The 11,832-nt window shown below is 60.0% G+C and carries 7 protein-coding genes; all 7 read right to left on the minus strand.

Annotated features, from left to right (window positions below):
• Positions 1 to 926 (minus strand): glycosyltransferase family 9 protein (locus PLU72_19905; protein HOT30448.1); only part of this gene is annotated, 926 nt, incomplete at its 3' end.
• Positions 923 to 1,321 carry a hypothetical protein gene (locus PLU72_19910; GenBank protein ID HOT30449.1) on the minus strand — a complete coding sequence of 133 codons (399 nt, stop codon included), beginning with the start codon at positions 1,319 to 1,321 and terminating at the stop codon, positions 923 to 925. The genes PLU72_19905 and PLU72_19910, both read right to left, overlap by 4 nt.
• Complete coding sequence (gene waaF / locus PLU72_19915) at positions 1,315 to 2,352, minus strand: lipopolysaccharide heptosyltransferase II (GenBank protein ID HOT30450.1); 1,038 nt, start codon at positions 2,350 to 2,352, stop codon at positions 1,315 to 1,317. The genes PLU72_19910 and waaF overlap by 7 nt, the downstream gene beginning before the upstream one ends.
• Positions 2,349 to 3,323 carry a glycosyltransferase family 9 protein gene (locus tag PLU72_19920; protein HOT30451.1) on the minus strand — a complete coding sequence of 325 codons (975 nt, stop codon included), beginning with the start codon at positions 3,321 to 3,323 and terminating at the stop codon, positions 2,349 to 2,351. The genes waaF and PLU72_19920 overlap by 4 nt, the downstream gene beginning before the upstream one ends.
• Positions 3,324 to 3,392: 69 nt before the next feature.
• Complete coding sequence (locus PLU72_19925; protein HOT30452.1) at positions 3,393 to 4,694, minus strand: glycosyltransferase N-terminal domain-containing protein; 1,302 nt, start codon at positions 4,692 to 4,694, stop codon at positions 3,393 to 3,395.
• Positions 4,691 to 5,596, minus strand: a complete 906-nt coding sequence (locus tag PLU72_19930) for a lysophospholipid acyltransferase family protein (protein HOT30453.1) — start codon at positions 5,594 to 5,596, stop codon at positions 4,691 to 4,693. The genes PLU72_19925 and PLU72_19930 overlap by 4 nt, the downstream gene beginning before the upstream one ends.
• A gap of 80 nt (positions 5,597 to 5,676) precedes the next feature.
• On the minus strand, positions 5,677 to 11,826 hold the full coding sequence (locus PLU72_19935; GenBank protein ID HOT30454.1) for a hypothetical protein: 6,150 nt from the start codon (positions 11,824 to 11,826) through the stop codon (positions 5,677 to 5,679).
• Positions 11,827 to 11,832 lie beyond the last annotated feature (6 nt).

Below are 11,832 nucleotides of genomic sequence, written 5' to 3' on the forward strand. Positions count from 1 at the left end.
TGGTCGCCGGCTTCTTCGGGCGGCATCAGGACATGCGCCAGGGGACCGAGCGGTCCCCAGCGATAGGGGGTCATTGCCTCCCGGCGAGGGAAAAACGCGATGGTATGGATTCCCGCGGCGGCGGCGAGATGCATCGGCCCGGTGGAACCGCCGGCGAATCCGAAGCCCGACGCGAGAAGCGCCGCAAGGTGCGCGGCGTCAGGCGCATCGTCGATCACGGTGAACTCGCCCGGGATGGGGGGGCCGAAGGCTTCGGCCAGGCTTCGCTCGGCCGGGCCCAGGGTGACGACGACCGGCAGTTCGGCGCCGCGGAGCCCCGAAACCAGCTCGACGTACCGGCCCAGCGGCAGGTTGTGTGCCGAACCGCCGTGGCCGGGATGGACGAACACCGGGGGTGTCGTCATGCCAGCGGAGGCAAGACGTCGCGCGGCCCATTCCCTTGTATAGTTATTGATATATAGTTTCGGGAGCGTGCGGGGAGGGGAAAACCCGAGTCCGGTCAGCAGGTCGAGATTGTACTCGGCCTCGTGCTTCTCGTTGCGCGAGCGGTTCTGAACGAGCCGGTGGGTCAGCAGAAACTGCCAGATGTTCGATGCGCGGCCGGCCATGAGGGGAATCCGGGCGAGCCAGCAGGCCGTGATGGCTCTGCCGGACGGATGAACCAGGATGGCGGCGTCCGGCTTGTGCGAGCGAATCTCGCGGACCAGGTCGAGAAAGGGCTGCTGGACGCCATCCGGGTCGTCGAGCAGCACCTCGTCGATGTCGGGATGCCCCAGCAGGAGGGGGGCCGTGTACGAACGGACATGGGCGATGAGCTTCGCCCGAGGGCATAACTGTCGCAGGGCGGTGAACACCGGCAGCGTCAGTACGACATCGCCGATGCGGTCGGTTCGCGATATCAGGATGCTCTCGAGCTGGTGGGTCATGCGAACTCGATTTCCAGGCTCAGCTTCATGACAAGCGCGTTGCGGTCCGAGATGCCGTAGACGGAGGAGAACGTTTTTTCGATCAGATTCGAGAGCCATTGCCGGTCTTCATCGCCATGGCTCTGACAATCGATGGCATGGTTCGGACAGCCTTTCGCGGGGGCGGCCCAGCCGAGCTGCTCGAGCGTCTTCTCCCGTTCCGGCGACAACTGCCGGTCCGGCTCGAGAAATCTGTTGCTGACGGCTTCGACATGGAGATGGGGCGAGTCGATGCCGCCGGCGATCTGGATGTAATACCCGGTCGCCGGATGATCGATGATCAGGACGTTTCCGGGGCAGCCTTCCGTCTGGAGCCGCCGGATCACGTCGGCGAGTGGAGCCTGGACGATCAACATGTTCCGATTCCTTTCGCGAGCAGATTGTCGGCGGCCGCCGTCACGGCATCGACCGTCACGCTTTCCAAGCAGATGCGCGTTCCGTACCGGCACTCCCGCCGACGGCACGGCGTACCGCCGGGACACGCCCGGCCGCGCACGATGGCGGCGCGTTCGCTCATCGGTCCCGTTCGGGCCATGTCGGTCGGGCCGACCGGGACGACCAGGGGGGCGCCGAGGGCCGCCCCAAGATGCATTGTGCCCGAATCGTTGCACGCAAGCAAGCGGGCCCCGGCCAGCAGGCCAAACAACTCGTCCAGCGTCGTCCGGCCGGCCATGTCCACCGCGCCGGCGCCGATGTCGCTGGCGATCTTCGAGGTCAGCCCGGCCTCCGCCGGCGAGCCGGAAACGGCGATCGTCACTCCGTGCCGGTCCCGGAGATGCCTGCCGAGAGCGGCAAATCGTTCGGCCGGCCACCGCTTGATTTCCCCGAACGCGGCGCCGGGAGCGATGACGATATAGCCGATGGTATTGTTCAAACCGAACTTTTTCCGCACGGTTTCGACATCGGCAGAGGAGATGGATTTCAACTCGGGAAACGGCGCTGGGCCGTCCGCCGGCCGGTTGCCGGAAACCGTTCCGTCGGTCAGGGCGAGATGAAGGCGGCTTTCGTGAATCGCGTCGGCCCAGGGGGGAACCGATGCCGGGTCGTTCAGAAAGAGCCCGCGGCCTTCTCCGATGAACCCCCGACGCCTGACGCCGCCGCACAGAAACGCCAGAAAGGCGCTCCTGAACGAACGCGGAAGGACGATGATGCGGTCATATCGGCGTCTTCGGATCGCGATGAGTTCCGGCAGGAGGTTCCAGAACGGCTGTTTCGTGTCGAGGCCGACGACGTCGCCGATGTCGGGAGAAAGGGAATACACCGGCGCGAGCGCCGGTCTTGTGAGTATGTCGACCGGATTTCCGTCGAGCTTCGCGGCGGCGGCCAGGGCCGGGAAGGACATGACGGCATCGCCGATCCAGTTCAGGCCGAAAAAAAGCGTCTTCATGCTGGATTCCTGGCGAACGAGGCGATATCGGCAGCGAGTGCTTTCCAGTCGAAATCCCGGCAGGCCCACGTGTGTTCGGGGCACTCCCGGCGCCTGCCGTGGAGACTGCACGGCTTGCAGGGCAGCTCCTTCGAGAAGATCCGCACGCCCGGGCCGGGAATCGGGGCGAAACCGAGGCAGGGGTCGGTCTGGAAGAAAATCCCCACAACGGGGACTCCGACGGCGCGAGCGAGGTGCATCGGTCCAGAGTCGGTACTGACGGCCAGCCTTGCGAGCGACATCAGTCCGGGAAGTATCTCGAGCGGCGTTTTTCCCCGAAGATCCACGATGCCATCCCCGGCCGTGATCGTGCCGTCGGAGTCGCCCATCAGGACGACCGGTTTCGGGAGTGCCTCGAGAAGTGCGCCGATACCGGCCTGTGGGATCGTTTTTCCCCGATGGGCCGCTGCCGGGTGCAGGATCGTGAAACGCTCCGCCGGCGTCCCGGTCTCACGTTCCAGCCACCCGCGAGCCGCCGCCCGGCATGCATCGGGCAGATTCAGCAGGGCGTCGCCCGGCAGGGGGACGACCTCAGCAGTACGGGCGTATTTCAGCCATACCTGCTCCGTGTCGGAGGGGCGGATGGGATACCGGTTCCGGGCTGCCGCGATCTGCTCGGTCCAGGGTCGTTTCCCGTATCGTCGCACCGGAGCGCCGATGAGCGCCGAGAGCACGACGGACGCAGGCTTCCCCTGGAGGTCGACGACGCGGGATGGGTGGAGTCGCCTGAGGCGTTTCGCGAGCGGCAGGAGATCGTCGGCTCCGCCCAGGAGATGGACCTGGGCGGCCGGCAGGAACGGCGCCAGGGCCGCCCAGCGCCCGTGGAGCACCCAGTGGACCTCCCGCCCCGCCCTCGCAAGCGCGCGCGCCGTCGGAACTGCGAGGAGGACGTCCCCCATCGCCGTCAGCCGTATCAGAACCTCGACGCTCATTGAGACCTTTCTATGTGGTATGATATAATATTGTCGTTCCGTGGAAACTGGCTGGTTCCGAGACCGCCCCTACGCGCGATGCGCCCGTGCTCCCATCTGGGTGCCGTCCTTGTCGGCGGGTAATACGCCCATCTCGTCGAGAGCTTCCAGCGTGCGTTCCGCGGCGCCGGCCATCCGGCGCTGGACCGAAAGAGCCCGCTGTCCCATCGCGACAAACGCGGGATGGTCGGCGAAAAACTCCTCGAGCGTTTTACCGAGCGAGGCGGTATCGTTCACGATTCTGATCCCGTCGCCCTCGACGAGCGCCGCGCGTTCGGACGGGAAGTTCTCCAGGTGCGGGCCCGTGACGAGCGGGACGCCGGCCGCAGCAGGTTCCATCAGGTTGTGCCCTCCCCGGGGGATCAGGCTGCCGCCGACGAACGCGAGGTCGGCGGCCATGTACAGCTTCTGGAGCTCTCCGAGCGTGTCGGCGAGCAGCACCCTTCCGACGGGCGATACGCGGGCCGTCAGTCGGGAGTAGTCGATGTGGCGCGTCTGAAGCAATTTCTCGACGTCGCCGACACGGTTCATGTGCCGCGGAGCCAGGACGAGCGTTGCATTGACCCGGGGCCAGAGAGGTTCGAGGGCGTCGAGAAGCATCGCCTCTTCCCCCTCGTGCGTCGAGCCGCCCACGATGACGAGCCTGCCCGGCGGGATGCCATACGCATCCCTGATGTGTTGCGGGGTGTCGTCCGGCAGTTCGAGGTCGAACTTGAACGGCCCCAGGACACGGATCGTTTCCGATGGGATTCCGACGGCGCGATACCGTCGCTCGTAGATTCGCTCCTGTGCGAAAACGGCTCGAATACCTGCCAGGCCCGGAGAAAAGAGCGGGTGCGCGAGCTTTCCCAGACGCACCGTCGATTCGTTTATGCGAGCATTTATAATAATGACTGGAATATTACGCTCGGCGGCGGTCGCGAGAAATACCGGCCAGAGCTCCGTCTCGCTGATCAGGATCAGGCGCGGTCGCACGATATCGAAAAAAGGGTTCAGAAACTCGGGAAGATCGATGGGAAGCAGACTGGCATGGCCGCTCAGCCCGTCCGCCAGGATGCGGCGATACCCGTCGAGGGTGGTCGCGGTGCAGACTATCCGTTCCGGGCCGAAGCGGCCCTCGAGGCGTCGGAGAAACGGCCGGAGGGTGATGATCTCGCCGAGGGATGCTCCGTGGACCCAGATCGTTCCCGCCTCCGGAATCGGCCGTTCTGGGCGGTAATGGCCCTTGCGAAGCTCGATTTCCTCGCGTTCGAGGCGCTTCGGGGGGAACGTTTCGAGCCCGCAGACGACGGCGCGAAGCAGACCGCGATAGAAAGAGAGTGCCGTTGTCATGATGTCGAACCCTCCTTTGCCGGCGGCCGGCTTTTCCAGCGCCGATGCAGCCAGAACCACTGGTCAGGCCGCTTCCTGACCCAGTTTTCGATGATGCGCGTCAGGTGCTGCGTCAGTTGCAGCCTGCCGCTCTCGTCGTCGGTGAACTCCTCCGGCCGTATGGGCGGCAGGATCTCGATCAGATGCGGGCCTGCGCCCCGCCGGTGAGCTGCCAGGGCGACGATCGGAGCACGGCTTTTCAGGGCGATCTGTGCGGGCCCCGTGACCGTCGATGCCGGTTCCCCGAGGAAATCCACGAAATACCCCCGGTCGCCGGCATTCTGATCGGACATCAGAGCGAGGATGTCCCCATTGCGGAGGGTCCGCAGAATCTCGCGCAGGCCGAAGCCGGAATCCGTCGTCAGGGCGCCGAACCGGCGGCGCATGCGTTCGAACCACGCGTCGACTTCCGGGTTGTTCTGCCGCCTGACCACGGTGGTGACCCGGAACCCGTTCAGACAGAGCCACGGCGGCATGAACTCCCAGAGCCCGTAATGCCCCGAAACGATGATGACGCCGCGCCCGAGCGCGTGAGCCTCACGCAGATGCTCCATTCCCACGGCGACGAACTTTCCCTGGAGCTCCTCGGCGGTCAGAAACGGCAGCGACGCCATTTCCAGGGCATTCTCGAAAAACGACCGGTAGACCTTCCGTGTCATCACCTGCGCTTCCGCGACGGAAAGAGCGAGATGCCGCTCGAGAGCTGAAAAGACATAATCGCGGCGTAAGCGAAGCATATCAGAGACCAAACAGGTCAGAAATGCCGCTATCCTCCGCCTGTATTCAAAAGACGCTCGTGCCGCCCTGGCTGCGACCTGGTCGAGCAGCAGGCATTGCAGCCACTGAATCCATTTACACCCCATTGATGTTTTCATTAATACCCTGATTCCATCTGTCTGAAACCCTGCAAGAAGCTTCACCCTTCGACCTGCGCCGCCGGCATCTACCATTCGTAGTAATGGCTTGCCCCATCGGTGGTTTCCTCACTGCTGGGCAGTATTATTTTTTTTGCGGCATTGAATGGAGTCGGCCGTTTCTGACCAGACAGGGCGTGTTTCTCGAGTTGTATTCCGTCGAACCAGACGGAATAGGAAGCCGTAAGTGGCGAATTGTTCCTGACCATGACATAGTTCCAGCTTGCGATCGCGGGATCGTAGGTATAATCGAAAGCGACATAGGTGCGGTACCAGGGAAGACCACTGGGATAGCTCGCGCTTTTGACGACCCGTGACTCGACAATTCCGATATCGGCGGCGGGGGAGCCGGTCATGGTAATGACGGAGGTGGATGCAATGGAAATTCCCGTTTTCCCGACCAGTTTATAGCGTTCATCGACACTGAAGAACTCCAGTGCGGCCGATCCGGAACCGGGGCAAATCCAGGCTGAGAGAATGAACCGGTTTCCCGGAGCCGGATCTTTGAACGTACCGGTGGCCACTTTCTGGTAGAGGCTTGCAGCTCCCAGTTCGGGATCCTTGACGAGGAAGGTCAGCAGAACTGAGTCGGAACAACCCGCAAAACCGGCATGTGCGTAATCTTTGAGAGTCTGATTACCGACATAAGAGCCGGGGTGCCGTTCGACATCGATGGGGGCGACGGATATTCTGCCTGTGCCATACACACCCGGATTGAGCGGGTAAGGCGTGCAGGAGAAGGACGGTGCCGGAAGTTCCACTCCTGTGAAGCCTGGCATGGAGAGGACACTCGGTTCCCAGGTGAGATAAAGCTGAACATTGCCTGCGTTGTATACTTGAAAATATATATATGTGTTCACTTCGGTGCCCGCAGGGGCGCTTGCCGTCAGTTCCGTTGGAATGATCTCCAGAAGCGGATACTCCGCTACGTTGATCGATACATCGAACTGGTCCGAAGCCTCGAAGGCGTCGATCTCGCCATCGTCGTCGTCATCTTCAAATGCCGTCATGGTGGCGAGATAATTGCCGGGTGCCTGGAATTGCGGTATGTCGACCGTTACGATGCAGGTTTTCTCGGCAGGACCGGAGTCGATCGTAAATGGAATGTCGGAAATTGTCATTTCTGAAAGTGGAAAGCCGCTTCCTCCGGGAGAGATGAGCAGTTTGCCGTTGGTGATCGGAATCGCCGTGGTATTGGTCAGCTTGAGAGACGCCGTCGGGCTGGTTCCCGGATTATGCGGACCTGCGAACGCGACAGGAGACTCGGCGTCGATCTTTTTTTCTCCGACGTCGAGCGTGACCGTGAACGTTGCAAAAGGTTCATCGGCGTCCCAGGAACTGTTGTTGTTGATGTCGACATACACTTTCTGAAGACCGCTGTAAGGGCCACCGTCGCCCTGGTCTTCCAGCACGCTGACATTCAGTGTCGCCAGAAAAGAGGCGCCTGAAGGGAAGGCGGCCGGCGTCGTAATCTGAAAGCTCGGAGCCCCGATGGGAGAAAGTTCTGCACCGACTGCACGAATGGCCAATCCGGTCAAATCCGTGTTCCCGTCATTTTTTATTTCAAAGGCTGCGGATTTCGTCTGGCCTTTCGGAATGAAACCCAGGCCCAGGGATTCCTGGACGACGGCGATCGTGGAATAACCACTCACGCCAAGCGTGATTGTCATTTCGTCGGATGCTTCCCCGGCATCAGGCAGGCCGTTCCCATTCTCGTCGCTCCAGGCTTTCAATGTTCCTGTATAGGTTCCGACAGCCGTGCCGGCTGGAACCTGCACGTTCCAGGTGCCGGTTTTATTTTGTGCTGGATTTAATGTGGAGAAGACGGCTGGCGACAAGGTTACATACGCTTTTGGAATCGTGTTCGAGCCGTCAACGAGGTCTGTCTTCATGACGGCGACCGGTTTTACAAGAGTCAGGGTTCCTGCATTCGTGACCGTATAGGACACCTGGGCAGTTGTCTGAGTCGGGAACGCACCGTTCAACTGGGTCGTGTCTTCGACGATATTGAGCGAGCTTGTACCGATGCTGCATTGAATGACGAACTTATCCTGAGGTTCGCCGGCGTCCCGAGTTGCGTCGGTGGAATCAAACAGCCAGCAATACGATGTTGCTGAATAATCTCCGCCAGGCTGCCCGGCCGGAATCGTGTATCCTAACGAAGCGATGAATATCGCCCCGGGGGCGACGCTTGCCGGCGCCAGAAGAGAGTAGAAATCCGTGGTGATCATACCCTGCGGGGAAATGAGATTCTGTTTTTCCCATTTGAGATTATTCAGCTCCGTGCTTCCTGTATTGCGGCACAGGAACGAAATCGTGCCGACACTTCCCGGCTGAAGGTTGCCGAGCCAGATCGTTGAATTGCTGACGTCAACGGCACCGGAAGCCAGAACGGTGACTTGAACGGTGAAACTGGTGATAGGCTCGCCGGAGCCATACAGTTGATCATCATTCAGATCTTCAAATAAGGCTTGTATTCCGCTGTAAGTCCCCGCTGGAATGCCTGCCGGCACATAGAGAGACAGGCTGGCTATTCCCGAGTTACCCGCTGGAATGGAGGCCGGGAGAAGGCAGGAGAGGTTTGCAGCGGGAATAATGTCGCCATTCCATTCAAGATCGGCCATGACCAGATAAAGATGCGCAAACGCCGACGAATAGCCATTGTCGATCTGAAGGTCTTTACTTGTGGTCGAGAAGTTCGGGAAGCAGTTTGAAAAAGCGACCGGGTCAGGCGTCACGGTCATGTCGGCTTTTTTGTCGACGACGTTGAGGAGGACCTGAAACGTGTCGGTCGCCTGGTCGGAACTCAGGGTAAAGGTGGCGATGACGCTCGTGTTTTTCTGGCTTGGATCTATGACTGTTGATATATATGCAATCAGAATGCCGTCCGTGGCCAGGGTGGCGGTCTCGGACGGGGTGATCGTGATCGGTTTCTTGAGGGGGTTGGGGTCGGACGTGATCGAGGTTTGGCTGAACTTGAGATTCGTCAGGTTGACGTTGCCGCCGTTGAAGGCCATAAGCGGAATGACCGAGACCGCGGAACCCTTTACCCAGGAGCCAAGGTCGAAAGAATCTTCGGTAATTACGAGAAGCTTCGTCTCCTTCACGGTAACGGAGGCAAGGAACTCCACCCGGGGCTCGCCGATGCCTGCCGCTCCGTTGGCAGGGTTGAAGTCGTCGAAGACTCCGCATGTGGCGATATAGTTCCCCGAAGGTGTATTGTATGGTATATAAAGAGTGATCGAGGCACTCTGCTCGGTGTTGGTTGCCACGCCGAAGCCGTTACCGGGACTGAAAATCATGTTCTCCCGGTCGATATGCGAAGATTCGGCTTTGCTCAGGTCCGCCGGTTGCCAGGTGACGTTCGTCAGATTTCCGTTCCCCGTATTTGTCACTTTCGGGGTCGTGACGGTTTTCATCCCGTCGCAGTCCATCTCGCCGAAATCGATCGGGTCCGGCGTGAACGCCAGGGCCCTGCCGATGATGGCGATCGAATTCGAGACGGCAGATGTGGAGGTGGAGACCTGGGAATTGATATCGATCCCGGTGGCCGATGCGATCAGGGAGAGGCTGCCGGTGCCGGTGTCTTCCATGGCCTGGAAAACCCAGGTGAATGTAGCCGGAAAATCGGGGGTGATGCTGCTCGAGGCCGGCGTCGGGCCGGATACCAGGACAAGGCTGCCTGAGCTGTTTATCGTCATCTCCGGAATGGAGGGCGTCGTCGGAAACAGCGTCGAACCGCTGGCGACGGTGTTTCGGACGAACAGGGTCGCCGTGACGGTCTTCCCGACATCGACCGAAGCAGGTGTGATGGTCAATTCCCCGAGTAGTTTACCGGCGTTTTCCAGGGTGAAGTAAAGAGATGTTTGAAGGCCTCCCCCCGTGCCGTCCCTGATCAAATCCACCCTGTATGTGCCGGGTGTGCCGGAGGTGGTTGCGAAACTGTGCTCTATCGTGGTTGTGGTCGTCGGATCCGGCGTGACAGATTCACTACATTGAGTTCCAGTCGGGTCGTAAATCCTGATGCGATAAATCTGGTTGTAGATCAGGCCGAAGAACTTGGCATAGACTGTCTGTCCGACATTGAAGCTGTATTGCGCGGGGGAATAGGAAGAGTTTGCGGAAAGCACTCCCGTAAAGGTCCCGACAGTCCAGCCTGCCGTTCCGCCGGTCACGGAAAACCGTGAAGAGGGATTGTCGGCCTCGTAGCCGCCGATCGATCCGGTAATGGTGTTCATGCCCGTTGGCGCCCACTTGGAAACATCTACATGAAAGACGAATGTCGCGACTTCCCCACCTTCCAGCAGGAAGGGAAGCGAGCTTGGGGAGGCGATCGTCTGTGTGTGACTGGCCAGGCTGTGAGAGAGCGACGCCCCGTCGATGTATAATCCGACCGGGCCGGAGTTCTCGATGGTCATGCTTACGGCAAGATTCTCTTGCCCGAGAGTGACGGTGTCATACGATTCGCTCAACCCGGTGATGTTGATTTCCGGCTCGGCTTGGATTTCGCAGATATTGCTGGAAACGGTCGCAGCCGTCACGAGATACGACGATGAAGAGGCATTTGCATCAAACCCGAATGCCGAAGCCTGGAGCTGAAAACTTCCTGTACTTGTTGCATGCAGGGTATAGGTGAAAACTGCCCCGCTTTCGCCGGCAACGTCCTGGCGAGCGGGGGTCGGCCCTGTGAGCCGGGTCGCGGTGCCGGTATTCGAGGGGACCCAGGTGAGAGTCGCCGGTTCGGCATCGAGAATGGTGGCGCTGCCGATGTTCGTGACGGTAAGCGTTGCGATGAAATCCGATCCGAGGGTCACTACCTCCGGCAACTGAAGGGAAATGGCGGCCGATGCCTGGGTGCCGACCGTGAACGTGGCGACGCACCCCGTTTTGTTATCGGAAGCCTGAATGACTTCGACGCGCCAGGCTCCCTGCAAAGATGTGGAGGATAATTCGAGTTCGTCGTAGCAGGTACCGCTTGCGTCAGACAGAATTGCCGGATTGCTTAAAGCCACCGGGTCTCCGTTCGGGTTACACCATCGAAATCGAAATTCTTTGTTCGGGGTCATGTCCAGAGCCTTGGCGAAAACCCGATAATTCCCCTGGTTGAATTCACTGGCCTGGATGGTGCAGGCTGGATCCCGGTATGTCGAGACGGCCTCTCCCACGATGGCCCAGACGGCTGGGGAGGCCAGGCCCTCGTTGTTTTCGGTCGGAACTTCCAGGTTTATATCGCGGTAGGTGATCGATGCATTGATCTCGGCCGGGCCAAGGGGGGAAGAGGTGGAGACATCCACGAGATACCGGATTGTTTGGGGCGTGCCTTCGTAGACGATGACAGGAAGTATCGGTGGAGTTATATTTTCGTAAGAGCCCAGGCTGAAGTTGAGATCGGCTCCGTCGAAGTATCCTGCGGCCCAGTTGGGGGCGGTGCTGGTGGCTATGACGGTGATATCGACAGGGACTCTCTTTTCGCCACGATGAACCGTGGATGGAACAACGATGTTGGCTATTTCCAGTTTGGCAGGCGGGCGAACGATCCATGAATCGGTCAGGCTGGCAACGTTATCGCCGACCTGCCGCAAGCCGATGTCATGCGCTTCCGAGGCGGTGGCGTCGATCGTGGCTGCTCCACAGGGGCTGTCGGATGAAACTTCGACGCTGAACGTGGCCATGATGCTTCCATTGACCGGAATGGTGCGTGTGCTTGGCTCTTGAAGCGAACAGGTGTACTTGCCGAGACTGAATGTCAGGCTGGCGCCCCCGAGTGTGGCATCGCAATAGCCAATATTTTCGATTTCAATGCTGACCAGAATATCTTTCTGGGTGCGGGTAACGGACTTGCTCCCTTCGACGAGCGGCCGTTGAGCCTCGACTTTTTTTATCTGCAGTTTTGGCCGTTTGAAAACCGCCTCAACGGATTTTGGCGATTCTTGTTTTCTTGTATCGAGATCTGTAATGCAATACGTCGCAATCAACGTCGTTCCACCGAGTGTTGCATCACTCCAGGTCGGTGACGGTTGGGCGGTTATGGTTGCGATATTATCCCAGCTGCTGTCAGATTTTTGCCGGTAGATGGAATAGGAAGCCAGCTGTGGAACATCTGTCGGGCAGGTGCTTGCCGGCCAGGAAAGCGTTGCCGAACCATTGTTTGCCTCTGTGTATGTTTCCGTCGCCGTCAACCCCTG

It is taken from the genome of Candidatus Ozemobacteraceae bacterium (assembly GCA_035373905.1).
GTDB lineage: Bacteria > Muiribacteriota > Ozemobacteria > Ozemobacterales > Ozemobacteraceae > MWAR01.

Bases quoted from the DNA above. Each gene is read 5' to 3' on its own strand.
- PLU72_19920 (HOT30451.1), bottom strand. From the start codon at position 3,323: ATGAGCGTCGAGGTTCTGATACGGCTGACGGCGATGGGGGACGTCCTC.
- PLU72_19925 (HOT30452.1), bottom strand. From the start codon at position 4,694: ATGACAACGGCACTCTCTTTCTATCGCGGTCTGCTTCGCGCCGTCGTC.
- waaF (HOT30450.1), bottom strand. From the start codon at position 2,352: ATGAAGACGCTTTTTTTCGGCCTGAACTGGATCGGCGATGCCGTCATG.
- PLU72_19930 (HOT30453.1), bottom strand. From the start codon at position 5,596: ATGGGGTGTAAATGGATTCAGTGGCTGCAATGCCTGCTGCTCGACCAG.
- PLU72_19910 (HOT30449.1), bottom strand. From the start codon at position 1,321: ATGTTGATCGTCCAGGCTCCACTCGCCGACGTGATCCGGCGGCTCCAG.